26 protein-coding genes and 1 pseudogene are annotated in these 25,047 nt (G+C 63.8%); 18 read left to right on the top strand and 9 right to left on the bottom strand.

Annotated features, from left to right (window positions below):
* The first annotated feature begins 61 nt into the window (after nucleotides 1-61).
* From cpaB to AYB31_RS09150, 8 genes are all read left to right on the top strand, one after another.
* A complete protein-coding gene (cpaB, locus tag AYB31_RS09185; protein ID WP_068827932.1) occupies nucleotides 62-2,122 on the top strand; it encodes a Flp pilus assembly protein CpaB in 2,061 nt (686 codons plus the stop codon).
* A 78-nt stretch (nucleotides 2,123-2,200) separates the two neighbouring features.
* The gene (locus AYB31_RS09180) at nucleotides 2,201-3,673 is read left to right on the top strand and encodes a type II and III secretion system protein family protein (protein WP_068827930.1); all 1,473 of its coding nucleotides are present in this window, start codon (nucleotides 2,201-2,203) and stop codon (nucleotides 3,671-3,673) included.
* 10 nt (nucleotides 3,674-3,683) lie between these two features.
* Nucleotides 3,684-5,339: an ATPase, T2SS/T4P/T4SS family gene (locus AYB31_RS09175; protein ID WP_068827929.1), complete on the top strand. Its 1,656-nt coding sequence runs from the start codon at nucleotides 3,684-3,686 to the stop codon at nucleotides 5,337-5,339.
* 1 nt (nucleotide 5,340) lies between these two features.
* Nucleotides 5,341-6,198 (top strand): type II secretion system F family protein, encoded by an 858-nt coding sequence (locus AYB31_RS09170; RefSeq protein WP_068827927.1) that lies wholly within the window; start codon nucleotides 5,341-5,343, stop codon nucleotides 6,196-6,198.
* Nucleotides 6,198-7,076 carry a type II secretion system F family protein gene (locus AYB31_RS09165; protein ID WP_068827925.1) on the top strand — a complete coding sequence of 293 codons (879 nt, stop codon included), beginning with the start codon at nucleotides 6,198-6,200 and terminating at the stop codon, nucleotides 7,074-7,076. The genes AYB31_RS09170 and AYB31_RS09165 overlap by 1 nt, the downstream gene beginning before the upstream one ends.
* The gene (locus AYB31_RS09160; RefSeq protein WP_082805256.1) at nucleotides 7,076-7,432 is read left to right on the top strand and encodes a DUF192 domain-containing protein; all 357 of its coding nucleotides are present in this window, start codon (nucleotides 7,076-7,078) and stop codon (nucleotides 7,430-7,432) included. The genes AYB31_RS09165 and AYB31_RS09160 overlap by 1 nt, the downstream gene beginning before the upstream one ends.
* A complete protein-coding gene (locus AYB31_RS09155; RefSeq protein WP_068827923.1) occupies nucleotides 7,420-7,866 on the top strand; it encodes a tetratricopeptide repeat protein in 447 nt (148 codons plus the stop codon). Before AYB31_RS09160 ends, AYB31_RS09155 begins: the two co-directional genes overlap by 13 nt.
* A complete protein-coding gene (locus AYB31_RS09150) occupies nucleotides 7,866-8,552 on the top strand; it encodes a TadE family protein (protein ID WP_068827921.1) in 687 nt (228 codons plus the stop codon). Before AYB31_RS09155 ends, AYB31_RS09150 begins: the two co-directional genes overlap by 1 nt.
* Before the next feature lie 53 nt (nucleotides 8,553-8,605).
* Here AYB31_RS09150 and bfr read toward each other — a convergent pair whose 3' ends face one another.
* A complete protein-coding gene (gene bfr, locus AYB31_RS09145; protein ID WP_068827919.1) occupies nucleotides 8,606-9,076 on the bottom strand; it encodes a bacterioferritin in 471 nt (156 codons plus the stop codon).
* 221 nt (nucleotides 9,077-9,297) lie between these two features.
* Here bfr and AYB31_RS09140 point away from each other — a divergent pair, with 221 nt between their 5' ends.
* The 3 genes from AYB31_RS09140 to AYB31_RS09130 all read left to right on the top strand — a co-directional run bounded on the left by AYB31_RS09140 (nucleotide 9,298) and on the right by AYB31_RS09130 (nucleotide 11,517).
* Nucleotides 9,298-9,663, top strand: coding sequence for a DUF2784 domain-containing protein (locus tag AYB31_RS09140; protein ID WP_068827917.1), 366 nt, complete (start codon nucleotides 9,298-9,300; stop codon nucleotides 9,661-9,663).
* A gap of 141 nt (nucleotides 9,664-9,804) precedes the next feature.
* On the top strand, nucleotides 9,805-10,608 hold the full coding sequence (locus tag AYB31_RS09135) for a CBS domain-containing protein (protein WP_068827915.1): 804 nt from the start codon (nucleotides 9,805-9,807) through the stop codon (nucleotides 10,606-10,608).
* A 102-nt stretch (nucleotides 10,609-10,710) separates the two neighbouring features.
* Nucleotides 10,711-11,517, top strand: coding sequence for an SDR family oxidoreductase (locus AYB31_RS09130; protein ID WP_068827913.1), 807 nt, complete (start codon nucleotides 10,711-10,713; stop codon nucleotides 11,515-11,517).
* A 68-nt stretch (nucleotides 11,518-11,585) separates the two neighbouring features.
* On the opposite strand, the gene rapA is transcribed toward AYB31_RS09130, so the two are convergent.
* The gene (gene rapA / locus AYB31_RS09125) at nucleotides 11,586-14,444 is read right to left on the bottom strand and encodes an RNA polymerase-associated protein RapA (RefSeq protein ID WP_068827911.1); all 2,859 of its coding nucleotides are present in this window, start codon (nucleotides 14,442-14,444) and stop codon (nucleotides 11,586-11,588) included.
* 167 nt (nucleotides 14,445-14,611) lie between these two features.
* Here rapA and AYB31_RS09120 point away from each other — a divergent pair, with 167 nt between their 5' ends.
* From AYB31_RS09120 to ccoM, 4 genes are all read left to right on the top strand, one after another.
* A complete protein-coding gene (locus tag AYB31_RS09120) occupies nucleotides 14,612-14,905 on the top strand; it encodes an aspartate-semialdehyde dehydrogenase (RefSeq protein WP_068827909.1) in 294 nt (97 codons plus the stop codon).
* 43 nt (nucleotides 14,906-14,948) lie between these two features.
* Nucleotides 14,949-15,545 (top strand): alpha-ketoglutarate-dependent dioxygenase AlkB family protein, encoded by a 597-nt coding sequence (locus AYB31_RS09115; protein WP_068827907.1) that lies wholly within the window; start codon nucleotides 14,949-14,951, stop codon nucleotides 15,543-15,545.
* Nucleotides 15,546-15,547: 2 nt separating this feature from the next.
* Nucleotides 15,548-15,706 (top strand): hypothetical protein, encoded by a 159-nt coding sequence (locus tag AYB31_RS21825; RefSeq protein ID WP_177332290.1) that lies wholly within the window; start codon nucleotides 15,548-15,550, stop codon nucleotides 15,704-15,706.
* 158 nt (nucleotides 15,707-15,864) lie between these two features.
* The gene (gene ccoM / locus AYB31_RS22115) at nucleotides 15,865-15,990 is read left to right on the top strand and encodes a cytochrome c oxidase subunit CcoM (RefSeq protein WP_269085702.1); all 126 of its coding nucleotides are present in this window, start codon (nucleotides 15,865-15,867) and stop codon (nucleotides 15,988-15,990) included.
* A 199-nt stretch (nucleotides 15,991-16,189) separates the two neighbouring features.
* On the opposite strand, the gene AYB31_RS21420 is transcribed toward ccoM, so the two are convergent.
* Entirely contained in the window at nucleotides 16,190-16,543 is a 354-nt protein-coding gene (locus AYB31_RS21420; RefSeq protein ID WP_153020677.1) for a hypothetical protein, read from the bottom strand.
* 202 nt (nucleotides 16,544-16,745) lie between these two features.
* Here AYB31_RS21420 and AYB31_RS09110 point away from each other — a divergent pair, with 202 nt between their 5' ends.
* On the top strand, nucleotides 16,746-17,471 hold the full coding sequence (locus AYB31_RS09110) for a hypothetical protein (RefSeq protein ID WP_068827905.1): 726 nt from the start codon (nucleotides 16,746-16,748) through the stop codon (nucleotides 17,469-17,471).
* A 3-nt stretch (nucleotides 17,472-17,474) separates the two neighbouring features.
* Here the strand turns inward: AYB31_RS09110 and AYB31_RS09105 are convergent, their stop codons facing one another.
* The 4 genes from AYB31_RS09105 to AYB31_RS09090 all read right to left on the bottom strand — a co-directional run bounded on the left by AYB31_RS09105 (nucleotide 17,475) and on the right by AYB31_RS09090 (nucleotide 21,277).
* The gene (locus AYB31_RS09105; RefSeq protein WP_068827902.1) at nucleotides 17,475-18,200 is read right to left on the bottom strand and encodes a substrate-binding periplasmic protein; all 726 of its coding nucleotides are present in this window, start codon (nucleotides 18,198-18,200) and stop codon (nucleotides 17,475-17,477) included.
* A gap of 69 nt (nucleotides 18,201-18,269) precedes the next feature.
* Nucleotides 18,270-18,611 carry a zinc ribbon domain-containing protein YjdM gene (locus tag AYB31_RS09100; RefSeq protein ID WP_068827899.1) on the bottom strand — a complete coding sequence of 114 codons (342 nt, stop codon included), beginning with the start codon at nucleotides 18,609-18,611 and terminating at the stop codon, nucleotides 18,270-18,272.
* Nucleotides 18,612-18,670: 59 nt separating this feature from the next.
* A complete protein-coding gene (locus AYB31_RS09095) occupies nucleotides 18,671-19,138 on the bottom strand; it encodes an LEA type 2 family protein (RefSeq protein WP_068827897.1) in 468 nt (155 codons plus the stop codon).
* A 75-nt stretch (nucleotides 19,139-19,213) separates the two neighbouring features.
* Nucleotides 19,214-21,277, bottom strand: coding sequence for a putative bifunctional diguanylate cyclase/phosphodiesterase (locus AYB31_RS09090; protein ID WP_068827895.1), 2,064 nt, complete (start codon nucleotides 21,275-21,277; stop codon nucleotides 19,214-19,216).
* Between the two features lie 253 nt (nucleotides 21,278-21,530).
* On the opposite strand from AYB31_RS09090, the gene AYB31_RS09085 reads away from it, so the two are divergent.
* Entirely contained in the window at nucleotides 21,531-22,835 is a 1,305-nt protein-coding gene (locus AYB31_RS09085) for an ammonium transporter (protein ID WP_068827893.1), read from the top strand.
* 1 nt (nucleotide 22,836) lies between these two features.
* Nucleotides 22,837-23,481, top strand: a complete 645-nt coding sequence (locus AYB31_RS09080) for a hypothetical protein (RefSeq protein ID WP_068827891.1) — start codon at nucleotides 22,837-22,839, stop codon at nucleotides 23,479-23,481.
* 6 nt (nucleotides 23,482-23,487) lie between these two features.
* Here the strand turns inward: AYB31_RS09080 and AYB31_RS09075 are convergent, their stop codons facing one another.
* Both AYB31_RS09075 and AYB31_RS09070 read right to left on the bottom strand, forming a co-directional pair.
* Nucleotides 23,488-24,513 carry a DUF2955 domain-containing protein gene (locus AYB31_RS09075; protein WP_153020676.1) on the bottom strand — a complete coding sequence of 342 codons (1,026 nt, stop codon included), beginning with the start codon at nucleotides 24,511-24,513 and terminating at the stop codon, nucleotides 23,488-23,490.
* Nucleotides 24,513-25,047 (bottom strand): annotated as a pseudogene (locus AYB31_RS09070) (HlyD family secretion protein); the annotation flags it as partial. The gene AYB31_RS09075 and the pseudogene AYB31_RS09070, both read right to left, overlap by 1 nt.

Here is a 25,047-nt window from a genome sequence, read left to right as displayed (position 1 = left end):
TAACAAGAGAACCGGCCCGCAGGGCCATAGAAAAAGAATTTGATTCGCTAGGGGAAAGGGTATGCAACCGGTTTCGGGGAGCAAGTTGCTGATCATCGCGGTGATTTGCGGCGCATTGGCGGGCGGGGCGGCCTGGCTGTACTTGAAGAGCAAGGAAGCGCAGTACCGCGAGGCTTACAAGCCGCCGGTGGAGCGCAAGGTAGCGGTCATCGTGCCGCGCAAGGACCTGGGCAAGGCCGAGGTGATCGGCAAGGAAAAAGTCGCCGTGCTGGAAGTGCCGGCGCAGTTCGTGCCCTCCGGCGCGGTGCTGGCGCAGGACTGGAAGAAGCTCGACGGGCGCATGGTCGAAGCGCCGCTGCAGAAGGGTAAGCCGATTGCCTGGAGCTCGGTGGAGGGCAGCGCGGTCAGCCGTTTTTCCGAGAACGTCGAACTGGGCAAGCGCGCCAAGACGGTGAAGATCAGCAAGGTCAATTCCTTCGACGGCCTGCTGCGCCCCGGTGACCATGTCGACTTGCTGGGCAGCTTTGCCGCCACCGACATCGGCCTGCAGGAGCAGCCGAATCTGGCCGACGACGTGGTCATGACCGTGCTGGAGAACGTGGTGGTGGTTGCCGCCGGCCGCGAGGACTCCAGCGGGCGCAAGTACGAGACCTTCTACGACCAGAACTCGGCCGACGGTTTCAACATGAACTTCTCCACCGTCAGCCTGATGCTCACCCCGCAGCAGGTGGCCCGCGTGGAGCTGGCCGAGCGCAGTGGCGATCTGGTCGCCGTGCTGCGTCATCCCAAGGACACCAGCTTCGCCAAGCTCGGCCAGATTACCGTGGCCAACCTGCTGGAGCCGCCACCCACCGAGAAGGCCGATGTGGTGCTGGATGCCAACGGCAATCTGGTCGGGCGCATCGTCGGCGACAACGTGGTCGATGCCCAGGGCCGCATTGTCGGCAAGGTAGTCGACGGCAAGCCGGTGACCTTCGATGGCAAGGCGCTCGGCCGGGTGGTCAAGGACGTGGCTGCCGACGATCCGCTGCTGCGCGTGCGCGAGCGTGCCGACGTGGTGCGCGATGCCGACGGCAAGGTGATCGGCCGGGTAGTCGACGGCAAGGTGCTGGATGCCGACGGCAAGGTCATCGGCGTGGTGCGCAACGGTCAGGCGGTTGGCCTCAAGGGCGAAGCGCTGGGCAAGGTCGAGCGCAATGCGGCGCTGGATGCCAACGGTCGGGTGGTGGACATGAGCAAGTCCAACGCGCAGCCGGAAGCCAAGTCCCGTGGCAGCGAGCAGCAGGTGGTGCGCGATGCCAACGGCAAGATCATCGGCCGGGTAGTGAATGGCAAGGTGGTCGATGCCGACGGCAAGGTCATTGGCGTGATCAAGGACGGCAAGCCGGTCGGCCTTGAGGGCAATTCGCTGGGCAAGGTCGAGACCGCGCTGGTGGATGCCAACGGCAAGGTGGTCGGGCAGATGGGCGAAGTGGTACGCGACGCCAACGGCAAGATCATCGGCCGGGTGGTCGACGGCCAGGTGGTCGACGCCTCGGGCAAGGTGCTTGGCGTGATCAAGGACGGCAAGGCCGTCGGTGTCGACGGCAAGGTGCTGGGCCAGGTCGACAAGGTGCTGCTGGACGAGAACGGCAAGCCCAAGGACGACGCCGTGCGCGTGGTGCGCGATGCTTCCGGCAAGGTGATTGGCACCGTAGTCGGCGACAAGGTGCTCGATGCCCAGGGCCGAGAAGTGGGCAGGGTGGTCGACGGCAAGGTGGTCGGCAACGACGGCCAGGCCATCGCCGGCGCTCAGGTCGAGGTGCAGCAGGATGCCGTGCGCGTGGTGCGCGATGCCTCCGGCAAAGCCATCGGTACGGTCAAGGGCGACACCGTGTATGACGCCGACGGCAAGGTGGTGGGCAAGCTGGTGGATGGCAAGGTGGTCGATGCCAACGGCAACGTGGTGGCCTCCGGCGTCAGCGCCAGCGTGCAGAGCCAGTCCAGCGCCGATACCGCGCTGGCGGCCGGTGATGCCTCCCAGGAGGGCGAAGCGCAACAGGCCAGTCGCATGGTGCAGTTCATTCCGGGCGGGACCGGCAAGAACGGCATCATCCCGGTGCAGAACATCCGCGTGGAATAAGGCGCGGGTGGCTGCACGGCCGACGCAAAAGAAGAAAATTCAGGCTTCGAGACAATAACGATGAAAGCAAGATGGTTGATGACTTTTCTGGGGATGATCGCAGCATCGCTGGCGCAGGCCGCCGACAGCCTGCCGGCCCAGCTGACGCTCTATAAAGGTGATGTGCGGGTACTGGAAGCGCCGGGCATCGAGCGCCTGGCAGTCGGTAACGTCGAGCTGCTCGGCGCCACCTTGTTGAAGAACCAGGAGATGGTGCTGACCGCCGAAACCGAGGGCGAAACTACGGTGCAGGCCTGGTTCACCGATGGCCACCGCGAGCAGATGGACGTGGTGGTGGTGAAAGCCAACGGCTACCGGCAGATCGGCGAGCTGCGTGCGCTGCTCTCGGATATCCCCGGCCTGAAGATTCGCACCGTAGGCCGTCAGGTGGTGCTGGAAGGCCGGCTGCACACTCAGGACCTGGCCCGTGCCAAGGATGCGGTGAAATTCTACGACAACGTGCTGGTACTGGCCGAAGAGCAGAGCGGCGCGGCGACCAAGTCCGACTCCGGGCTGATGCTGGAGGAAGTGCGCGCCATGCTCGGGCAGATTCCGGGCATCTCTATCAAGCCGGTAGGGCGGCAGATCGTGGTCGATGGCGATCTCAACGAGATCGACATGGAACGCATCAAGCTGCTGCAGGAGCGCTACCCGGACCTGCTGGTACTGGCCCAGCCGATGTCCGAATTCGTCGCGCCGATGATCTATTTCGATGTGCGCATCACCGAGTTCGCCAAGGACGACGTGGAGGAGCTGGGCGTCAACTGGAGCACCAGCATCAACGGTCCGAGCTTCGTGTTCTCCTCGGACAAGCGCAGCAACCCCTACTTCCGCGGCCAGTTCCCCAGTGACAGCGGCACCTTCGACGACCTCAACGATGCCGTCGGAAATACCGGCACCAATGGCTACTGGGGTATCGCCACCGAAATCACCTCGCGCATCAACCTGCTGGAGGCCAACGGTTCGGCCCTGACCCTGGCTTCGCCGCGCCTGTCCGCACGCAGTGGCGGCAATGCCGAGCTGACCGTGGGCGGCGAAGTGCCGGTGGTGACCAGCAGCGTCAACGGCCCTTCGGTGGAGTACAAGGAGTTCGGCATCATCCTCAACATCAAGCCGCAGATCTACGGTACGGACCGCATCGCTGCGCAGGTGATGGCCGAAATCAGCCAGCTGGACAAATCCAACCAGGTCGGCGACTACCCGGCGTTCAAGACCCGCCGTACCGACAACGAGGTGCAGCTGCGGGTGGGTGAGACGCTGGTGCTGTCCGGCCTGGTCAACCGCGACAACCAGGCCACCTACGAAGGCATCAAGTGGCTCAAGGACATCCCAATTCTCGGGGCGTTCTTCCGCAACAAGAGCTTCAAGGGCAGCCAGAGCGAGATGGTGATCTTCATCACCCCCGAGCTGATGCGCGGCCCTGGTACTACCGTCAACCAGCGTGAGCTGGATCGCGCCGAACGCCTGCTGGAGGACTTTGAGAAGTCGACCCAGGCCGGCCTGCTCGACTGAGGAGCTAGGCATGTTCGAGTTGCAAGTCACCTACCGCAACGGTCAGCCGGTCGACAAGCTCACCTGCGCCACCACCCAGTGCGAGCTGGGTAAGGCGCGTACCTGCATCCTGCGTCTGCGCGGCTGGCGCGTGGCGCCGATCCATGCCCGCATCGAGCAGTCGCTGGCCGGGTTGTTCGTCGAGGATTTGAGCCGCGGCTACGAGCTGGAAGTCAACGGCAAGCTGGTAGGGCGTTACGGCCCGCTGGGCGAAGACGATGTGATCGGCATCGGCGGCTATCTGGTGCGGGTGCGCCCGCTGCTGGCCGAAACCGACGACATGCCGCCCACCGACAGCGACCTGCCGTTCAACGAGGAAGAGGCCGCCGGCGTGGTGAGCCACGACCAGGCCGCCTACATGGAGTGGTCCAAGTACATCCATGCCGAACTGTTCCGCTCCATGGACCTGCGCCGCATGGATCTGGAAACCATGGCACCGGACGAGGTGCGCGCGCGCCTGTCGGAGCTGGTCGACGAGATCATGGAGCAGATCCGCGGGCGTCTGCCCAAGTGCATCGACTGCGACGTGCTGCGCAAGATCGTGCTGGACGAGGCGGTGGGCCTGGGGCCGCTGGAAGACCTGCTGGCCGACGAGAGCGTTACCGAGATCATGGTCAACCGTCACGACGACATCTATGTCGAGCGCGCCGGCTGCCTGGAGCGCACGACGGTCAACTTCAGCTCCGACGCCACGGTGATGGCTACCATCGAGCGGATCATCTCGCCACTCGGCCGGCGTATCGACGAGAGCTCGCCGATGGTCGACGCGCGCCTCAAGGACGGTTCGCGGGTCAACGCCATCATTCCACCGCTGGCGCTCAAGGGCCCGTGCCTGACCATCCGTAAGTTTTCCCAGCACAAGCTGACCACCGACGACCTGATCCGCTACGGCTCGATCAACGAACCCATGGTGACCTTCCTGCGCACGGCGGTTGAGCAGCGTCTCAACGTGGTGGTGTCCGGCGGTACCGGTTCGGGCAAGACCACCTTGCTCAACATCCTCTCCAACTTCATTCCGTCGGAGGAGCGGGTGGTCACGGTGGAAGACGCCGCCGAGCTGAAACTGGTGCAGCCGCACGTGGTATCGCTGGAGTCGCGTCCGGCGAACATGGAGGGCAAGGGCCAGGTGACCATTCGCGACCTGGTGCGCAACTGCCTGCGGATGCGCCCCGACCGTATCGTGGTCGGCGAGTGCCGCGGTGGCGAGGCGCTGGACATGCTGCAGGCGATGAACACCGGCCACGACGGCTCGCTGACCACCGGTCACGCCAACTCGCCGCGCGACATGCTGCGCCGTCTTGAGGTGATGGTGCTGATGGCGGGCATGGACCTGCCGGTGCAGGCAATCCGCGAGCAGATCTCCTCGGCGGTCAACATCATCGTGCAGCAGACCCGCTTCGGCGACGGCTCGCGACGCATCACCAGCATCACCGAGGTCACCGGCATGGAGCAGGGCACTATCCTGTTGAACGAGATCTTCTGCTTCCGTCAGCAGGGGTTCGACCAGAATGGCCGGGTCAAGGGACGCTATCTGGCCACCGGCCAGGTGCCCGAGTTCTACGAGGAGCTGCGTAGCCGAGGCATTCCGGTGGATATGAGCATCTTCAGCACCAATCAGGAGGTCTGATATGGGCGGCTTGCTGTTCATCCTGTGCGTGGCGTCGATTGCCATGAGCGTGTTCTGCCTGGCGCTGATCTTCGGCCGGGTGATTCTCGCCAACCTGGGCTTCTATCGCCGCCAGTTCAGCGCCAGCGCCGAGGTGGAGCTGGCCGACATGTTCATCTTCGCCAGCGGTCAGCAGCTGTTCGTGTTCAACCTGATGCTGTTGGTGCTGGTGCCGCTGTTCCTGCATGTGCTGTTCCAGATCACCGTGATCACCATCGCCGGGGCACTGGTGTCGCTGTTCGTGCCTGGCATGGTGTTCAAGATGCTCAAGCGCAAGCGCCTGCAGAAGTTCGAGGAGCAGCTGCCGGACGCCTTCATGTTGCTGTCCAGCAGCCTGCAATCCGGCGCCAGCCTGAACATGGCCCTGGAGAACGTGGTGCAGCAATCGCCGGCCCCGCTGAGTCAGGAATTCGGCCTACTGGTGAAGAAGCTGCGTCTGGGCGTGACCCTGGAGGATGCCCTGGTGAAGATGGAGGAGCGTATTCCCCTGCCCAGCTTCATCATGGCCAGCTCTGCCGTGCGTATCAGTCGTGAGGTGGGCGGTAACCTGGTCGAGACCATCAACGGCATGGCCACCACTCTGCGGCGCAAGAAGGTGATGGAAGGCAAGATCGACAGCCTGACCTCGCAGGGACGTGCGCAGGGCATCTTCATGGCCATGTTGCCGATCTTTCTCGCCGGCATCCTCAGCGCCATCGAGCCCGAGGCCATGAGCCAGCTGTACACCACACGCATGGGCCTGATGGTTCTGGCGGTGATGGTGGTGATGGAAGTCCTCGGTTTCACCTTCATCAAGAAAATCACCCGGATCGACGCCTGATGAGCGAACTACTTGCCTTGTTCAGCGGTGCCGGCACGGGCGTTGCGGTGACCTGCTTCATCCTGGTGTTCATGGCCCTTTTCCGCTATGTGCCGGACGAAAGTCGTGCCTACATGGACCCGGTGCCGCCGCTGATGAAGCCGGTCTGGCCGCTGGTGCGGCTGGCCTCGTATTTCCTCGGCTCCATGCTGCCGCCCAAGTTTCTCGACAAGCTGGATCACCGCCTGCAGCGCACCGGCGCGCTCTATGTACTGACGCCCGAGGATTACTTCGGCCTGTGCGTGACCCTGGCACTGTTGCTGCCGCTGATTGCCCTGATGCCCATGCTCAGCGGCAAGAGCGGGGTGATGTGGTCGGTGTTGCTGCTGATGTTCTGTCTCGGCGCGGTGTTGCCGGAGCTGTGGATCAACGACACACGCAACCGCCGCGACCGCGACATCGTGCGCAACCTGCCGGTGTTCCTCGAATACCTGACCATGTGCGTGGACGCCGGCCTGAACTTCCTCGGCGCCCTGCAGCAGGCGGTGGACAAGGGGCCCAACGGCGCGATGAAGAACGAGTTCCGCATCGTCCTGCGCGATATCCGCTCCGGCCTGCCGCGGGCCGAGGCACTGACGCGCATGGAGCAGCGCGTCAACCTCAAGGACATCAGCACTTTCGTGCGTGCGGTGGTACAGGCCGAGAAGATGGGCTCCAGCCTCAAGGGCACCCTGCAGATCCAGGCCCAGCAGCGCCTCGAAGAGCGCTTCCAGCGTGCCGAGAAGACCGCCATGCAGGCACCGGTGAAGCTGATCATTCCGCTGATCCTGTTCATCTTCCCGCTGACCTTCGTCATCCTGTTGTTTCCCATCGTGGTCAAGTTCATGGGGCAAGGCTGATGGCCAGACATGTTCGCGCCAGGGTTAGCCGTGATGGCGTCACGCTGACCGAGCTGTGTCTGCTGGCGGCCTTCGATGTGCTGCGCCGGGCCCGCGGGTTGCTCGGGCGGCCGCAACCGCTGCCGCAACAGGGTATCTGGCTGAGGCCCTGCAATGCGGTGCACTGCTGGTTCATGGGCTATGCCATCGATGTGCTGTTTCTCGATGCCAGTGGGCGGGTGCTCAAGCGTGTGGACAATCTGGCCCCATGGCGCATGTCGGCTTGCCGTGGTGCGCGCAGCGTAATCGAGCTGGCCGCCGGCGAGGCCGGCAGACTGAATATTGGCGAAGGAGATGTATTCGAATGCGTGCCCTGATCATCCTGTCCCTGCTACTGCTCGGAGGCTGCAGCGGCCTCGGCGGCCAGCATGGCGATCTGTTGGCGGTGCAGCGTGAAGCCGCCCAGGCCTACACCGATGGCGACTATGCACGCGCCACCCGCGACTATCGCGAACTGGCGCAAGCGCTGCCGAGCGATGCCGACATGCGCTACCGCCTGGGCAACAGCCTGGCCAAGCAGGGTGATGTGCAGGGTGCCATGGCCGCCTACCGCGAGGCGGTGCTGCGCGACTCCGGCCACGCCAAGGCCTGGCACAACCTGGTCTACCTGCAGTTGCAGGGCGTTGGGCATACCGTGGCGGAAATGTACCTGCACCTCGATCGCAACGATCCGCGCATTGCGCCGGTGGCGAGCAAGGCCGAGGCCGTGCTCAAGGCCTTCGACGTACCCGTGGTGCAACAGGAGCCCTGATGAGCACACGCCGCGAATCCGGTCAGGCCCTGGTGGAATACGTGATCATTCTGCCGGTGCTGGTGATGCTGATCTTCGGCACCATCCAGGCCGCCTTCATATATTCGGCGAAGAACAGCCTCAACTACGCGACCTTCCAGGGCGCGCGCATTGGCGCTCTCAACGGGGCCAGCTACGAAGGTATCCGCCGGGGCCTGATCCGTGGCCTCACGCCGCTGTTCGTTCACCACAACACCGATGCCGACAAGGAGCGCGCCTTCGAAGAGGCGGGGGCGGAAGTGGACAACTACGCCGTGGTGACCCGTATCAGCCCGAGCCTGAACAACTTCAGCGCCTATGGCGAGTGGGACAGCGACGAATCCGACTACGCCATCCCCAACGACAACCTGATGTACCGCCCGGGCACCGGTATCCAGGATGCCAACCTGCTGAAGATCCGCGTGCAGTACTGCCTGAAGCTGGTGGTGCCGATCGTCGATCGCCTGCTCAGTGCGGCTTCCAGTTTCAACGATTCGGATATCGAGGGCAGCTTCAGCGAGGCGTCGCGCGATGCGGTAGCGGACTACGCCGATATCTGCCAGGCCGGCCGGCGCGGCATCGTCATCACTTCGGAGGCGCTGGTGCGCATGCAGTCGCCGCCGCTACGCGACTCCGACGCCTGCGGCGCGGATATGGAATGTTTATGAGAGCCAATGAAAAAGCCCCGCAGATGCGGGGCTTTTCAGTACTGAACGACGGTTTACTCGTCCATCTGCGACTGCAGGTAGTTTTCCATGCCGACCTTGTCGATCAGGCCCAGCTGGGTTTCCAGCCAGTCGATGTGCTCTTCCTCGGATTCGAGGATGTCTTCCAGCAGCTCGCGGCTGCCGTAGTCGCCGACCGACTCGCAATAGGCGATGGCGGCCTTGAGGTCAGGTAGGGCGGCCTGTTCCAGCTTGAGGTCGCTGGTCAGCATTTCCTTGGTGTTCTCGCCAATGTGCAGCTTGCCGAGATCCTGCAGGTTGGGCAGGCCTTCGAGGAAGAGGATGCGCTTGGTCAGCTTGTCGGCGTGCTTCATCTCGTCGATGGACTCGTGATACTCGTGCTCGCCGAGCTTCTTCAGGCCCCAGTCCTCGTACATGCGCGCGTGCAGAAAGTACTGGTTGATCGCCACCAGTTCGTTGCCGAGGATCTTGTTCAGGTGCTGGATGACTTTCTTGTCGCCTTTCATGACTGGCCTCGAAGTGGGTGGGTGGTCGATAGCGCAAAAGTGTGCGCCCGATGTTGTTCCCCGTCAAATGTAAGTTATTGAATTATATATAAAAATAAATATAAATAAGAACGTTTAAGTTGTGCATCTCGGCGCTAACTTGTTGAAAGTTCGCGATAAATTTTCAGCGCTCGGATAAGTTGCAGTCATCCCAGCCCATTGATCATCTAAGGGTAAATTGCATGTTCTTGCGTCTGGCGGCCGATGCGGTGGTGCTGTTGCATCTGGCCTTCATTCTTTTCGTTCTGCTGGGCGCCCTGGCGGTGCTGCGTTGGCCGCGCCTTGCCTGGCTGCATCTGCCGGCGGCAGCCTGGGGCGTGGCGGTGGAGCTATTGCACCTGTACTGCCCGCTGACGCCCCTGGAGAACCAGCTGCGCCAGGCCGCCGGGCAGGCCGGCTATGCCGGTGGTTTCGTCGAGCACTACCTGATTCCGCTGATCTACCCGGCCGGGCTGACCCCGCAGATTCAGCTCTGGCTGGGCGCAGTGGTCGTGCTGATCAACCTGCCGATCTACCTGTGGTTGTTGTGGCGTGGATGGCGGCATTGATGACTATCGCCAACTGCTCTAACGCGACTGGCCAGCGGGCCTAGTTTTATCGGTAGCGGTGCCCGTTTTGCACTTGCCGTGGCGTGGTCCTGAGGGGCGCGCCTGGTGCTGGGATCAACTCAGTCCGGCAAGGAGCGCGTCATGCCCACTTCAACCATTCTCCTGTTGCTGCTCGCCGGCATTGCGCTGGTGGCCGGTTCGTTGCTGCTGCGGGTGTTTTCCGCCGGCAAGTACGAGATCAAGACCATCGACCTGGTATTCCTGGTCATCCCGCTGCTGCTGGTGGCCCTGGCCACCGGCAAGCTCAAGGGCATCGATATGTTCGGGGTCAAGGCGGACCTCAGCGAGCTGCTGACCGATGCCGCCAAGGGCAAGATCAAGGAGCAGGTGGCACCGTCCGAGCAACTCACGGTGCAGGATGCCGTGCAGGTGGTGGAGATGGCCGGCAAGGGCGGTATCCAGCAGTTGCGAGTGCTGATCGAGCGCAGGATCGAGGCTCTGGAGCTACGCCTGGGCCACGGTGGCTATTACGGGCCGGCGCTGAAGACCTATTTCGAGGCGCTGTCCGGCAGCTCCTACCTGCGCGTGGTGGTGGTCAACCAGCCCGATGGCAAGCTGTTCGGCATGTTCAATGCGGCCAACCTGATCAGCTATCTGCGGGTGGCGGGAGATGGCGGCTACCAGCAGTTCCAGCAGTTGCTCAACAGCAGCAGTGCCAGCAATTGGGCCGAGCTGAGCAAGCTGCCCGGCTTCGTCGCGGTGCAATCGGCGGTGACCAGCACCACGTCGCGTCGCGACGCACTGGAACGCATGGAAACACTGCGTACCGACAGCCTGCCGGTGGTCAATCAGGATGGCTATTTCATGGGCACGGTGGAGCGCAGCAAGCTCACCGCCAGCCTGATTCTGGCGGTAACCCGCAAGCTCGATGGCGAGGCTCCGTGAAGTGGCTTGGGCCGCGACATTCATCCGCCTGATGCAGCGCCGCACCGGGGCGCGGCTTGGCTACACTCGCGGCAACCTCACTACCGAACAAGGCAAAGCAGTATGCACAATCGCATGATGATCACTGGGGCAGGCTCCGGCCTGGGACGCGAAATCGCCCTGCGTTGGGCCCGCGATGGCTGGCGTCTGGCGCTGTGCGACGTCAACGAGCCCGGTCTGGCGGAAACCCTCAAGCTGGTGCGTGAAGCTGGCGGTGATGGCTTCACCATGCGCTGCGACGTGCGTGACTACAGCCAGCTGACCGCCGTGGCGCAGGCTTGCGAGGAACGCTTCGGCGGCCTCGATGTGCTGGTCAACAACGCAGGCGTAGCGGCTGGCGGCTTCTTCGCCGACCTCAGCCTGGAAGACTGGGACTGGCAGCTGTCGATCAACCTGATGGGCGTGATCAAGGGCTGCAAGGCTTTCCTGCCGCAGCTGCGCGCCAGCCAGGGCAAGATCATCAACATCGCGTCAATGGCCGCGCTGATGCAGGGCCCGGCCATGAGCAACTACAACGTGGCCAAGGCCGGTGTGCTGGCGCTGTCGGAAAGCCTGCTGATCGAACTCAAGTCGGAAAACGTCGGCGTGCACGTGGTCTGCCCGTCGTTCTTCCAGACCAATCTGCTGGACTCGTTCCGCGGCCCCAACCCGAACGTCAAACAGCAGGTCGGCAAGCTGCTGGAGAACAGCCCGATCAGCGCCGCGGACATTGCCAACTACATCCACGACGAAGTGGCCAAGGGCGAATTCATGATCCTGCCGCACGAACAGGGGCGCATGGCCTGGGAGATCAAGCGCAAGAACCCGCAGGCGATCTACGACGAGATGGCCGTGATGAGCGACAAGATGCGCGCCAAGGCCGCGCAGTAAGCATCGCCAGTAATAGAAAAGGGCAGCCTAGGCTGCCCTTTTTGTTATGCGCGGTATAGGCGGGGGATTTAGCCCGCCACCAGCACGCGAATCGCTTCCAGGCGCAGGGCTGCCTTGTCGAGGAAGGCCAGGCCGCTCTCGCGCTGCTTGCGCAGGGCTTCGATCTCGCTGTCGCGCACGGTCGGGTTGACCGCCTGAAGGGCGGTCATGCGCGCCAGCTCCTCTTCCAGATTGGCATCGAAGCGCTGACGGGCCTCTTCGACCCGTGCATTGTGGCGTGGCGCAATCTTCGCCTCGGCGGCGTTGATTTGCTTGGCCAGCACATCACGCTGCGCCTGCACGAACTTGTTGGCACTGGCCCGTGGCACGCTTTCCAGCTGATCGTTGAGCGTGTCGAAGGCGACCTTGCCGGCCAGGTCGTTGCCGTTGCCATCGAGCAGGCAGCGCAGGGCGACCGGCGGCAGGTAGCGGGCCAATTGCAGGGCCCTGGGCGCCACCACTTCGCTGACGTAGAGCAGCTCCAGCAGAACGGTGCCGGGCTTGAGCGCCTTGTTCTTGATCAGCGCTACCGAGGTGTTGCCCATCGAGCCGGACAGCACCAGGTCCATGCCGCCCTGCACCATGGGGTGTTCCCAGGTGAGGAACTGCATGTCCTCGCGGCTCAGCGCCTGGTTGCGGTCGTAGGTAACGGTCACCGCTTCGTCGTCGCCCAGGGGGAAGCTGGCGTCCAGCATCTTCTCGCTGGGGCGCAGTACCAGGGCGTTCTCGGAGTGGTCTTCGCTGTCGATGCCGAAGGCGTTGAACAGCTCTTCCATGAAGATCGGCAGGGCGAACTGATCGTCCTGTTCGAGGATGTCCTCGACCAGTTGCTCACCTTCGCCGGCGCCGCCGGAGTTGAGCTCCAGCAGGCGGTCGCGGCCGCTGTGCAGCTCGCCTTCCAGGCGTTCGCGCTCGGCCTTGGCTTCGTCTAGCAACTGCAGCCAGGCGTCGTCACCGTTGCTTTCCAGCAGGCTCAGCAGGCGCGGGCCGAACTGGTGCTGCAGAGCGTTGCCGGTCGGGCAGGTGTTGAGGAAGGCGTTGAGCGCCTGGTGGTACCACTGGAACAGATGCTCCTGCGGGCTGTTCTCCAGGTAGGGCACATGCAACTGGATGGTGTGCTTCTGGCCGATGCGGTCGAGGCGGCCGATACGCTGCTCCAACAGGTCCGGGTGGGCCGGCAGGTCGAACAGCACCAAGTGGTGGCTAAACTGGAAGTTGCGGCCTTCGGAGCCGATCTCGGAGCAGATCAGCACCTGGGCGCCGAATTCCTCGTCGGCGAAGTAGGCGGCGGCGCGGTCGCGTTCGAGGATGCTCATGCCTTCGTGGAACACCGTGGCCGGGATGCCGGAGCGCACGCGCAGGGCGTCGGACAGGTCCAGGGCGGTTTCGGCGTGGGCGCAGATCACCAGCACCTTGAACTTCTTGAGCATCTTCAGGGTGTCGATCAGCCAGTCGACGCGCGGGTCGAGCTTCCACCAGCGCTCTTCTTCGTCGAGATCCTGCTGGGCCTGGTAGCTGACTTCCGGGTACAGCTCGGCGTGTTCGCCCAGCGGCAGCTCCATGTATTCCGACGGGTTGGGCAGCGGGTAAGGGTGCAGCTGGCGCTCGGGGAAGCCCTGTACGGCGGCGCGGGTGTTACGTAGCAGCACGCGGCCGGTGCCGTGGCGGTCGAGCAGTTCGCGGATCAGGCGCGAGCGGGCGTCTTCGTCGCCGCTGGCGATGGCGTCCAGCAGCTCGTTGCCTTCGCTGCCGAGGAAGCCCTCGATGGCGGCGCGGGCCGCCTGGCTCAGCGTGCCCTGGTCGAGCAGCTCTTGCACGGCCTCGGCCACCGGGCGGTAGTTGGCGCTCTCGGCGCGGAAGGCGGCGAGGTCGTGGAAACGGTCCGGGTCGAGCAGGCGCAGGCGGGCGAAGTGGCTTTCCAGGCCCAGCTGCTCGGGGGTGGCGGTGAGCAGAAGCACACCGGCGATGGCGCCGGCCAGTTGCTCGACCAGGCGGTATTCGTCACTGGCCTTTTCCGGGTGCCAGACCAGGTGATGGGCCTCGTCCACCACCAGCAGATCCCAGCCGGCGTCCAGCAAGGCCTGTTGCACGCGCTCGTCGTCCTTGACCCACTCCAGGGCCAGCAGGGCCAGCTGGGCGTCTTCGAAGGGATTGTCGGCATCGCTCTCGGCGAAGCGCTCGGCATCGAACAGTGCCACTTCCAGGTTGAAACGCCGGCGCATTTCCACCAGCCACTGGTGTTGCAGGTTCTCCGGCACCAGGATCAGTACCCGGCTGGCACGGCCGCAGAGCAACTGGCGGTGGATCACCAGGCCGGCCTCGATGGTCTTGCCCAGGCCCACTTCGTCGGCCAGCAGTACGCGCGGGGCGATGCGGTCGGCCACTTCGCGGGCAATGTGTAGCTGGTGGGCGATTGGCTGCGCGCGGGCGCCGCCCAGGCCCCACAGGCTCGATTGCAGCAGGCGGCTCTGGTGTTCCAGGGTGTGGTAGCGCAGGGCGAACCAGCTCAATGGGTCGATCTGCCCGGCGAACAGACGGTCGCTGGCCAGGCGGAACTGGATGAAGTTGGACAGCTGGGTTTCCGGCAGGCTGTAGGGTTCGTGCTGGGCGTTGAAGCCGTGGTAGACCAGCAGGCCGTCGACGTCCTCGACTTCCTGCACGGTCAGTTTCCAGCCTTCGAAGTGGGTGATCTCGTCGCCCGGGGCGAAGCGCACGCGTGTCAGCGGTGCGTTGCGCAGGGAATACTGGCGGGTTTCCCCGGTGGCCGGGTAAAGCACGGTGAGCAGACGCCCGTCGGAAGTGAGGATGGTGCCGAGTCCGAGTTCCGCCTCGCTGTCGCTGATCCAGCGTTGTCCCGGTTGATACTGCACAATGCCACTACTTGCCATGGAAAGCCCCAGCTGCGAAAAAAGCCGCGTATGTTAGCGGAACGCTGCGCCGAGAGCGACGTCCGTACTGAATCAATACGTGCGTCCCGAGTCGAAAGTGTAGCGAGTGCCGGCTCAAGTAGGAGTCCGTCCGGCCGACAGTTGGGTTAACCAGGGAGATTCCCACGATGCTGCCGCCCATTCCCCATAGCTTGGCCCCGGTGACCGCCCAGCAGGACGTGGTCAAGCCGCGTCCGGATATTCCGCCTGTCACCCCGGCCAACGAAAGTTCCAAGGAAAGCGCGGTAGAGCTGGACAAACGCCACCCCCAGGAGGCGGAAATGCTCTTGCGCGAGGAGCAGAAGCGCCGCCAGCGCCGTGGCTATACGGCCGAGGAGATGGCCGAGGGCGAGGTCACTGAAGACGAGGAGTCTCTGGAAGAAATGCCCCGCCAGGGCTTGTGGGTGGATGTCGAGGTCTGAAGCCAGGACAATCCCCTTACCTTCTTCGCTGCCATTATCCGCCATGGATCTGTTCGATCACCCGCCGCTGGATCTACCCAATGCGACGCTGGACTACCGGCCACGCTGGCTGGATGTGGCTCGCGCCGACGCCTGGTTCCGCCAGTTGCGCGACGCAACGCCCTGGGAGCAGCCGCGGTTGCATATCCACGGGCGAGACGTTCCGGTGCCGCGTCTGCTGGCGTGGTATGGCGATGCCGAAGCCAGCTACCGCTACTCCGGCCTGACTCACCTGCCACTACCCTGGACGCCACTGCTGAGCGAAATCCGTCAACAGGTGGAGCAAGCCGTAGGTCAGCGCCTCAACGGCGTGCTGCTCAACTATTACCGCGACGGCCAGGATTCCATGGGCTGGCATAGTGACGACGAAGACGAGCTCGGTCGCGAGCCGCTGATCGCCTCACTCAATCTGGGCGGTACGCGGCGCTTCGATCTGCGGCGCAAGGGCAGCAGCCGCATCGAGCATTCCCTGGAACTGGAGCATGGATCGCTGCTGGTCATGGCCGGCGCAACGCAGCATCATTGGCAGCATCAGGTGGCCAAGACCCGCAAAGCGGTGGCGCCGCGCATCAACCTCACCTTTCGTCTGATTCGAGACTGACCATGAGCGACGACAAGCTGATCGACTTCGGAGTCGAGCGTAGCAAGCGCATCCACGACCTGCATGACAAGAAACTGGACGAGATGCGCCAGGTGTTCGAGCAGGTGCTGCCCCTGGGCAAGGCCAAGAAAAAGACCAAGAGCAAGCCCAAGAAGCGCTGAGCTCCGGTCCTCGCTCTGGGGCGTTGGCCTATCCGTTCCTCTGCCTGCGGCGGCCTGTCGCGGCACCAGCCTCCCTGCTATTGATCCTGATCAATATCCGCTGCCCCGCCTCCGATAGTCTGTAGCCATGCAAGACAAGGCTCATACAGGAGGCCGCCATGTTTCTCGACACAGTAGTCATCGCCGGTATCGGCACCGTAGTACTGATGCTCGCTTTCTTTGGCGGCGTCGGGCTGTTCATCTGGAAGGACTCACACAAGAAGGCCGTAGCCAAGGCCAAGTGATTCTTCCTGCACAGTGCACGCAAGGCATTTTGGGCGACTTCGGTCGCCCATTTTTTTGTCTGGCTTCAGGAAGTGCCTGGCAGTCGCTGCACTGGTGTAAGGATATCCTTCGGATGCCCGTGCTTTCGTGTGTCCCCAATGGGGTGAGGTCAGGTTGCCTTGCCGGATAGAACAAGCCCCGCATATGCGGGGCTTGTTGTTACCAGCGGCCGTAGTGCCTGTAATGGTGCTTGTGTCCGTGGCGATAACGTGGAGGTTTCGCGACGTAATATACCGGGGCGGGACGGTAGTAGACCGGCTGAGGTTGAACATATACCGGCCGTGGCTGCACATACACAGGAGCAGGATAGTAGGCCACTGGTGGTGACTGATACACGACTGGCGCTGGTTCGTAGACCTGTACCGGGCGCTGGCTGGCCAGTACACCGCCGATGATGGCACCAACTGCGACACCTGCGGCTACATCGCCATGGTCTGCTGCTTGCGCCTGCTGCTCTGCTCCGAAGACGAGGCTGGCGGCCAGTCCGGTGATGAGAGATAAACGCGAAATCATGGGCGAGACTCCTATGCTGCCGGACTATCCCGGTTACAGCCTTCGACTGTACGCAGCAGGGTACATTTCATGCGGAAATGTAAAACCTCGGTAAAGCTTCTGGTGTGCGGCTGTCCTATCGGCACCACGTGCCCTCCGACACGGCAGTAGCCGGCAATTGTGCGCTTTACTGCAAGGTACCGGAGGCACTGAGTGGGCAGTCATGGGGGCGAAGGTAATCGACGGCTATCGCGGGCTGGTGCTGGGCTTGGCGCTGTTGCTGACGTTGGGTGGCTGCACCGGGCGCCTGGATCACGCCAGCATCATCAACAAGACGGCGGAGCTGAATCCGCGCGAGTTGCTGCAAAGCGATGTCGACCGCATGGCCACCCTGGCCATGCGCAACAACCTCAACAGCCTTTATCGCCTGCTGGACAAGCTGTACCAGCGCAATCCCAAAGAGTGGCGCAAGACGGGACTGGCCAGCCGTTCAGAGGCTGAGCAGGCCATCCAACGGGCCATCGAGAACAACCAGCCGATGCCACATTTGGGTGGGCGGCGTGACGTGGCGGCGCTCAGCTATGCGCTGGGCCCGGACTTCCACGGCGACCGGGTCGGTGCCTTCATCTATGCATTGGGCAGCATGCTGATTACGGCGCATGGGGGACGCACCGAGTTCTATCTCACTGACTCCTTCAATGCCGAATTCATTCATAACGCCGCGCGCAACATCGAGAAGGCCGCTTGGATGCTGGGGCAGCGTCGTGACGAGCAGGGGCGGCCATTGCTGCTGTCCAATGAGGGCGGCAACCTCAGTTATGCGGTGGAGTTCGGCAAGATGGTGGCGCGCCTGGATTTGCTCACTCATGTGCTGGAAGAACGCTACCGGCGCATGGGAGCCAACTATGCGCAGAGCCTGCTGTTCATCAATTTTCTACCGGTGCAGTAGCGCTCACTCTTCCCACTTGCGCAGGATCGTATCCAGTTCGCCGCGTTCGCGCAGACGTTCGAGCGCCTGGGAAAACTGTTCCGCACGCGTTGTGTCGCCCTTGCTGAAGGCGACGTAGCGCGGCATCTCCACTAGCGGCCTGGGCAGTAAGCGCACCTGTTGTTGGGCGCGTTGTTCCTGCACGAAATAGAGCAGTTGGGTGCGGTCGCCGACGATGATGTCGATGCGTCCGGCAAGCAGCATGGAGACCAGCTGGCGCGGGTTCTGCGCGCTGGTGTCGCGGCCGAGGTCGGCGTTGTCGAAGCTGGACTCGTAGGCGTAGCCGCGCACCTGGCCGATGACGAAGGGGGTGAAGTCGTTGAGACTTTGCCAATCGCTGATGCGGGTCTTGTGGGTGGTCATGAAGACGGTGGAACCGGTACGCAGTGGGCCGACCAACTCGTATTGCGCCTGGCGTTCAGGCGTGCCGGCGAACTGGAAGGCCATGTCCGCCTCGCCCCGTTCGAGCATGCGCTTGACCCGTTCCCAGGGATACAGGCGCAGCTGGTAAGCCACCTTGGCTTCCTTGAGAACCGCCTCGATCATCTCCACGTCGACACCACGTGGTTGATCGCTGTCGAGGGTGACAAAACTGTAGGGGGCGAACTGTTCGTCGCCGACCACTTTCCAGGTTTCCGCGTGCAGCAGTGGGCTTAAGAGCAGCAGCAGGGCAAGCGACAGGGTGCGCATGGCTCCTCCCGACGTGGCAGAGGGGCGCGTTGCGCGCCCGCTCTGTTGAGCCTAGTCGAGAGTCGGGCTTCAGACCTTGCGCACGAATTCCGATTTCAGCTTCATTGCACCGATGCCATCGATCTTGCAGTCGATGTCGTGGTCGCCGTCGACCAGTCGGATGTTTTTAACCTTGGTGCCGACTTTGACCACCAGGGAGCTGCCCTTGACCTTGAGGTCCTTGATCACGGTCACGGTATCGCCGTCCTGCAACAGATTGCCGACCGAGTCCTTGATCACCCGAGCGTCTTCATCGCCCTGGGCTGCGGCATCGGCCGACCATTCGTGTGCGCACTCCGGGCAGACCAGCTGGGCGCCGTCTTCGTAGGTGTATTCGGACCCGCACTTGGGGCAGGGCGGCAGGGTGCTCATGATGAACCTCGACGGTGTGGCTGCGAAAAGCCGCGCATTGTATAGGGTTTTACCCGGCTTTAGGGCGTATTGGCGGTTTGCGGCCAGTTGAGCGTGCCGGCGCTGTTGAAGCGGGCGGTGCCGAACAGGCCGCCACCGAGCTTGCCGCGCAGCTCGTAGGGCAGGTTGCGGCCCTGCTGGTAGCCCGCAGCGGCCCAGGCCTGGCGCATCACCGAGAAGGCCGAGATGGTCACCGGGATTTTCAGCAGCGCCTCGCCGAAGCGCGGTACCTGGCCGCTGGCATCGCTCACGCCGCTGGCCAGGGGCTGGTGGTTGACGTCCAGTTCCACGGACAGGCCGTTGTAGTCGATCACACTGTCGTTGGGGTTCTGCACCCGCAGCACCACGGCGAAGCGCATTTCCATGCCCTGCGCCGGTAAGGGCTCCAGGCCGACCAGGTCGATACGCAGCGGGTCGCTTGGACTGAGCATGGTGCAGCCGCTCAGGGCAAGCACAGCGATCAGGCAGATAAAGGACTTTAAGGGCATCAGCGATTCCAGGGCTTCAGAGGGGCCATGGCCGCGTAGAAACTACCTCCCCAGAACAGGGGAGGAACTGGAGTCTCAGAGCGTGGCCGGGTTGCCGGCATTGCTCAGGCGGCGGGCCTGCTTGAGATAGAGGGTCAGTTCGCGGGCGGGTAGCGGCTTGCTGTACAGGTAGCCCTGACCCTCGTTGCAACCCTGGGTGATGATGTAGGCCTCCTGCTCGGCGGTCTCCACGCCCTCGGCGATGACCTGCATACCCAGGCTCTTGCCCAGCTGGATGATGGCGCGAACGATGGTGGCATCGTCCTCGTCTTCCAGCAGATCCTGGACGAAGCTCTTGTCGATCTTGATCTTGTCCAGCGGCAGGCTCTTCAGATAGCTCAGCGAGGAGTAGCCGGTACCGAAGTCGTCGATGGCGATCAGGGCGCCGGCGCGGCGCAGGCTGAGCAGGTTCTGCGCGGCGGTGCTGATGTCTTCCATCAGGCCGGTTTCGGTGACTTCCAGCTCCAGGCTGCGCGGCGGCAGGCGGTAGACCTGCAGCAGATTGCTGACCATGCGCGGCAGCTCGTTGTGGTGCAGCTGCACGGTGGAGAGATTGACCGCCATGCGCAGTTCGCTGAAGCCCTGGTCGTGCCATTCGCGCAGCTGGCGGCAGGCCTGGTCCAGCACCCATTCGCCGATGGCGATGATGGTGCCGTTCTGTTCGGCCAGCGGGATGAACAGGTCTGGCGGCACGAAACCGTGCTGCGGATGCTGCCAGCGGATCAGTGCCTCGACGCCGACCACGCGGTGGTCGCGGTAATCGACCTGGGGTTGGAACACCAGGTGCATCTCGTTGCGGTTGAGTGCCTCGCGCAGCTCCTTCTCCAGCTCGCGGCGGCGGCGCATCTCGCTGTCGACGCTGGCGATGTAGAACTGGTAGCGATTGCGCGAGCGGCTCTTGGCCAGGGTCATGGTCTGTTCGGCTTTCTGCAGCAACTTCTCTGTGCTGTCGCCATCTTCCGGGAACAGGGTGATGCCGATGGTGGCGCGCAGGCGGACTTCCTGTTGCTCCAGGGTGAAGGGCGTGTCCAGGTTGTCGAGGATGCTCTGCGCCAGTTCGGCGGCCTCGTAGGGCTGTTCGATATCAGCCTGGACCAGGGCGAACTGGTCGCCGCCGAGGCGGGCCAGGGCGCCGAGGCGACCGCTGTGGCTGCGCAGGCGGTCGGAGAGGGCCAGCAGCAACTGGTCGCCGGTCTGGTAGCTGAACTGTTCGTTGATGCCCTTGAAGTCGTCCAGGCCGACGCAGAGGACGGCCACGCGGCGTTGCAGGCGCCCGGCGTCGTCGAGGATCTGGTCGAGCTGTTGCTGCAGTTGCTGGCGGTTGGGCAGGCCGGTGAGGAAGTCGTACTGCGACATGCGCAGCAGGCTGTTTTCCGCCTCGCGGCGCAGGTGGGTGTTGCGCTCGATGGACTCCAGCAGCTGGTTGGCGGTGTTGATCCACAGCCCCAGCTCGTTCTTCTCGTTGCCCTTGAGCATGGGCAGCTTGTGCTCGCTGGGGCGGTCCGGATTGATGTTGGTGAGGTACTCGATGATCTTCGACAGCGGCTTGGTCAGCAGCCAGTGGTAGACCATGTACAGCACCATGGCCATGGCCAGGGCGCGCAGCACACCGGAGATGAAGATGATCACCGAGGTGGTGATGAAGTTCTCGCCGTAGCTGGCGGTGTCCAGGGTGATGGTGAGGTCGCCGTAGTACTCGCTGTACGGGCCGCGACCGACCAGTTGGGTGGTGAAGGTCTGTTCCTTGCCGAGGATGGGGTCGGTGATCCAGCGGGTCGGTGAATCGGTCAGCGGGCGCGAACGTTCGGCGAGCATGGGTTCGTTGGGGTGGCCGATGGCGGCATGGCGCACCGCTTCATGCTGGAACAGGCCTTCGACCACCTGCATGCCCATCTCGCGGTCGAGGCTGTAGACGGCCTGGGTGGAGGGGTCGCGGAACATGCCGAGGATACGCTGGGCGTCGTTGGCCACAGCCTGGCGGGTCTTGTGGATGTCGAAGACGATCTGCCCGCAACTCAGCACGACGCCAACCACTAGCGCCGACAGCAGGACTACTCGCAGCAGTTTCAGCGACAGGCTGTTTTTCAGTTCCAGCTTCAAATGGGGATTCCTTGTTCGCCGCCGGAGGCTTGTGACCGTTGAGAGTATTGGCAAATGCGCGATTGCCGTCAAAGGGCCATTACGCCATGAGTGAGTTTTTTTGCGCCTGTGCTGACTTGGCGCATTTCGCCGGGTCGCCACGGTCACTTTGCTTCGTGCTGGTGCGAGGAAACCGTGGCAAGTCATCCTGACAGGTAAATAGTCTGGCACAAGAGTTGCGTTGCCTCGGCATCACCGTGCTGGGAGATTCGCCATGAAACTCTACCTGTTGTCGCTGTGTGCCCTGCTGTTCTCGCCCTCCACCCACGCCGCCGACGGTAGTGCCGAACTGGCCATGAATACCGCATGGGTGGTGTTGGCCAGTGCCCTGGTGTTCTTCATGCAGGCAGGTTTTGCCTTGCTGGAGAGCGGCATGTCTCGGGCCAAGAATGCCGTCAACGTGATGATGAAGAACTACATGGACGGCTGCGTCGGTGGCATCGTCTTCTGGCTGGTGGGCTTCGGTCTGATGTTCGGCGCCAACGCCACCGGCTGGTACGGCATGAGCCACTTCGCCCCGCACGAGGGAGAGCCCTGGGACTTCACCTTCCTGCTGTTCCAGATGATGTTCGCCGCCACGGCAGCAACCATCGCCAGCGGTGCCATGGCCGAGCGCACTCGCTACAGCGCCTACCTGGTCGGTGCCATCGTCATCAGCGGCTTCATCTATCCGGTGTTCGGTAGCTGGGTCTGGAGCGGCGCCTACGGCGGCCAGGGCTGGCTGGCCAAGCAGGGCTTCATCGATTTCGCCGGCTCCACCGTGGTTCACAGTGTCGGCGCCTGGTGCGCCCTGGCTGGCATCCTGGTGCTGGGGCCGCGCATGGGGCGCTTCGCCGCCGACGGCACGCCCCGGGTGATCCCCGGGCATAACCTGAGCCTGGTGGCGCTGGGCGGCTTCATCCTCTGGCTGGGCTGGTTCGGCTTCAACGCCGGCAGCACCCTGGCGATGAACGCGAGCCTCGGCCTGATCGCCCTCAACACCCACCTGGCGGCTGCCGCCGGCGCGCTCGGCGCGGTATTGGCGCTGCGCGGTACGGCCAGCCCGGTGCTGCTCAGCACCACGGTGAACGGCTCGCTCGGTGGCCTGGTCGGCATCACCGCCGGCTGCGCCACCATGCATCCCGGCTATGCCCTGGTGACCGGACTGGTGGCGGGCTTCGTGGTGGTGTTCGGCATGCGTCTGATGGATCGTCTGCGCCTCGACGATGTGGTCGGCGCAGTGCCGGTGCACGGTCTGGCCGGTGTCTGGGGCACCGTCGCCGCGGGCCTGTTCTACAGCGGTGATCTGTTCAGTTGGACGCGGGTCAGCGTGCAGCTGATCGGTGCTGGCGCGGCCTTTCTCTGGGCATTCCCGCTGGCCCTGGCGATGTACCTGATTCTGGCCAGAACCGTGGGTCTGCGCACTTCCACTCAGCACGAACAGCGCGGTCTGGATTATTCCGAGCATGCCGAAGCCGGCTATCCGGAGTTCAATCAGGCGCTGACCTACGACGGCAGCGAACTGGCGCGGAGGGCCTGAGATGAGTCTGACTACCCGCCGTCGCGCCATCTATACCGGCCTGGTCGGCCACTTCCCCGAGGAAGAGGTGCTGCCGCTGCTGTCTTTGTGGGAGGCCAAATACGCCGACAAGCCACCGTTCGCCCTCAATGAATTTCTTGCCGAGGTGGTGCAGCGCACCGGGCGCAAGCTGGAGCGTGCGCGGCTGTACCGCGAGCTGGTCGGCGCGCTGACCGGCCCGCCCAGCAACCTGCTGCCGGACCCGGCGCCGCGCCTGCAGGCCTGGCGCCAGGGCGAGGGGGTAGTGGCCGAAGAGGTTTCCGGCCCGGACGCCCTGGCACGGCAGACCTTCGAGCTGCTCAGCCGCGAGCTGTTCGGCCTGCTCGATGCCGACATGGTGCCGCGCCTGCGCCGCTTTGCCGCTGGCAACCTCACCGGCATGCAGGTGGAAACCGAGTTGCGCCTGCGCCTGCGCGGTTGGCTGGAGCAGGGCGGTTCGCTGGGGCTGACGGCGCTCAACCTGGAGCAGCTGCGCATGTTGCTCAATCTGCTCTATATAGGCCTCTGCGAATTCCTCGGGCCGGTCACTGCCGATCAGGTGCTGACCCGCGCGGTGCAGAAGACCGAGCGGCACAATCTCAAGCTGCCGCCGCAGAAACTACTCTGAGGCTGCTCAGGCATGGCTGGCGTGGCGCAGTGAGGGGAAGCGGTTGAGCAGGCGGTGCAGAACGAACACCGCGACCAGGGTGACCAGCACCGCCACGCACACCGAACTCAGGCGGTAGGCCACTGCGTAGACCGCATCATGTTGCGGACTGAGGTACTGGCCGAAGACGATGGCCAGCGTGGTCAGGGCGCCGAAACCGACGCCCTGGGCACCTTCCAGCGTATGCAGGCGCGCGCAGCAGAAGGCTGCTAGCCAGTACAGCAGGGTCACCAGTGGCAGCACGTCATAGTGGTTGTAGAGCAGCAGTTGCAGGCTCAGGCCGACCAGACAGCCGAGCAGGGTGCCCAGTGCGCGGATGCGCCCGGCGAAGTGGATGCCGTGCCAGTGCATGGGAAACAGCACCAGGATCGAGGCCACCTGGGCCGACAGCGAATCCTTCAGATCCAGGCTCTGGAACAGGATGAACGACAGGGTGGCGATGCCAGCGCCGAGCAGTGCCTCGTGGCGCTGGCTGGGCAGGTCCTTGGATGCCGCTGCGCGTGGCGCTCGCGCTTCGGCGTCGGGAAACAGCCAGAACATCAGCCAGGCGATCAATACCGTCAGTGCGGCGGCCACCAGGTTGCTGGTGACCTGGTCGAGCAGGTGGGTATCCGGATAGCTGGCGAAGTGCAGCTGGATGGAGAGGAACACGCAGCCCAGGGCGCCGAACATGAACAGCGGGCCGCGGGCCATCAGGCGAAAGCGCCAATAGAAAGACAGGAAGGCCAGCGGTGCCATCAGCAGCGGGCGGTCGCCGAACAGGCCGTAGATCAGCAGCACTTCCAGGCTGACCACAATTGCCTGGGCGAGAAACTGGCGCACCACATGGGCATTGATACTGGGCGTGAGGCCGAGCAGCAGCATGGGGTAGACGCAGAAGAACGAGCCATAGTCCCAGCCCATCAGCTTGCACAGGAACAGCCCCAGCGTGCCGCCGCCGGCCAGGCGCAGGCACTGGCGCAGATCGTTCTCGCTCAGGCTGCGGTGGCTCATCAGTAGATGTAGTGCAGCAGGCTGATCAGGCGGATCTGCACCCGGCCGAGCAGGCTGGCCAGCGATGCTTCGTGGGGGAACAGCTGCACCGTGGCCTTGGCGCCGCTGGGCAGGGCGCGCGGTAGGGCTTGGTCGAGGCTGATGTGCAGGCGTTGGCGCTGGGCGTCGCGCACCCAGCGGTCGGAGATCACCGGCGCGGCCAGATCGCCATTGGCGTCCAGCTGGCCCTCGCGCACCCCGGCATCCAGCGCGCCGACATGGGCGGCGAACACCTCGCCGGGCAGGGCGTCGAAGACCACTGCGGCGGCGTCGCCCTGAGCGATGTAGCGCAGCGCCTTCTCGCGGAAGTCGGCGCTGATGTCGGCGTCGTCGGCGACCAGTGCGGCCACCGCCTCGCCAGCCCCCAGGTAGGCACCGACCGACAGCTGCAGATTGCTCATGACACCAGCACGTTCGGCGCGCACTTCGCTGTAGGCCAGCTGCAGTCGTGCCTGCTGCAGGGCGTTGCGCGCCTGGCGCAGGCGCAGGTTGTCG

Source organism: Pseudomonas sp. BMS12, assembly GCF_001592875.1.
Taxonomy (GTDB): domain Bacteria; phylum Pseudomonadota; class Gammaproteobacteria; order Pseudomonadales; family Pseudomonadaceae; genus Aquipseudomonas.
The sequence above is the reverse complement of the archived record's forward strand: the minus strand, read 5'-3'. Positions and strand labels throughout refer to the sequence as shown.

Bases quoted from the DNA above. Each gene is read 5' to 3' on its own strand.
- cpaB (WP_068827932.1), top strand. From the start codon at position 62: ATGCAACCGGTTTCGGGGAGCAAGTTGCTGATCATCGCGGTGATTTGC.
- AYB31_RS09180 (WP_068827930.1), top strand. From the start codon at position 2,201: ATGACTTTTCTGGGGATGATCGCAGCATCGCTGGCGCAGGCCGCCGAC.
- AYB31_RS09175 (WP_068827929.1), top strand. From the start codon at position 3,684: ATGTTCGAGTTGCAAGTCACCTACCGCAACGGTCAGCCGGTCGACAAG.
- AYB31_RS09170 (WP_068827927.1), top strand. From the start codon at position 5,341: ATGGGCGGCTTGCTGTTCATCCTGTGCGTGGCGTCGATTGCCATGAGC.
- AYB31_RS09165 (WP_068827925.1), top strand. From the start codon at position 6,198: ATGAGCGAACTACTTGCCTTGTTCAGCGGTGCCGGCACGGGCGTTGCG.
- AYB31_RS09160 (WP_082805256.1), top strand. From the start codon at position 7,076: ATGGCCAGACATGTTCGCGCCAGGGTTAGCCGTGATGGCGTCACGCTG.
- AYB31_RS09155 (WP_068827923.1), top strand. From the start codon at position 7,420: ATGCGTGCCCTGATCATCCTGTCCCTGCTACTGCTCGGAGGCTGCAGC.
- AYB31_RS09150 (WP_068827921.1), top strand. From the start codon at position 7,866: ATGAGCACACGCCGCGAATCCGGTCAGGCCCTGGTGGAATACGTGATC.
- bfr (WP_068827919.1), bottom strand. From the start codon at position 9,076: ATGAAAGGCGACAAGAAAGTCATCCAGCACCTGAACAAGATCCTCGGC.
- AYB31_RS09140 (WP_068827917.1), top strand. From the start codon at position 9,298: ATGTTCTTGCGTCTGGCGGCCGATGCGGTGGTGCTGTTGCATCTGGCC.
- AYB31_RS09135 (WP_068827915.1), top strand. From the start codon at position 9,805: ATGCCCACTTCAACCATTCTCCTGTTGCTGCTCGCCGGCATTGCGCTG.
- AYB31_RS09130 (WP_068827913.1), top strand. From the start codon at position 10,711: ATGCACAATCGCATGATGATCACTGGGGCAGGCTCCGGCCTGGGACGC.
- rapA (WP_068827911.1), bottom strand. From the start codon at position 14,444: ATGGCAAGTAGTGGCATTGTGCAGTATCAACCGGGACAACGCTGGATC.
- AYB31_RS09120 (WP_068827909.1), top strand. From the start codon at position 14,612: ATGCTGCCGCCCATTCCCCATAGCTTGGCCCCGGTGACCGCCCAGCAG.
- AYB31_RS09115 (WP_068827907.1), top strand. From the start codon at position 14,949: ATGGATCTGTTCGATCACCCGCCGCTGGATCTACCCAATGCGACGCTG.
- AYB31_RS21825 (WP_177332290.1), top strand. From the start codon at position 15,548: ATGAGCGACGACAAGCTGATCGACTTCGGAGTCGAGCGTAGCAAGCGC.
- ccoM (WP_269085702.1), top strand. From the start codon at position 15,865: ATGTTTCTCGACACAGTAGTCATCGCCGGTATCGGCACCGTAGTACTG.
- AYB31_RS21420 (WP_153020677.1), bottom strand. From the start codon at position 16,543: ATGATTTCGCGTTTATCTCTCATCACCGGACTGGCCGCCAGCCTCGTC.
- AYB31_RS09110 (WP_068827905.1), top strand. From the start codon at position 16,746: ATGGGGGCGAAGGTAATCGACGGCTATCGCGGGCTGGTGCTGGGCTTG.
- AYB31_RS09105 (WP_068827902.1), bottom strand. From the start codon at position 18,200: ATGCGCACCCTGTCGCTTGCCCTGCTGCTGCTCTTAAGCCCACTGCTG.
- AYB31_RS09100 (WP_068827899.1), bottom strand. From the start codon at position 18,611: ATGAGCACCCTGCCGCCCTGCCCCAAGTGCGGGTCCGAATACACCTAC.
- AYB31_RS09095 (WP_068827897.1), bottom strand. From the start codon at position 19,138: ATGCCCTTAAAGTCCTTTATCTGCCTGATCGCTGTGCTTGCCCTGAGC.
- AYB31_RS09085 (WP_068827893.1), top strand. From the start codon at position 21,531: ATGAAACTCTACCTGTTGTCGCTGTGTGCCCTGCTGTTCTCGCCCTCC.
- AYB31_RS09080 (WP_068827891.1), top strand. From the start codon at position 22,837: ATGAGTCTGACTACCCGCCGTCGCGCCATCTATACCGGCCTGGTCGGC.
- AYB31_RS09075 (WP_153020676.1), bottom strand. From the start codon at position 24,513: ATGAGCCACCGCAGCCTGAGCGAGAACGATCTGCGCCAGTGCCTGCGC.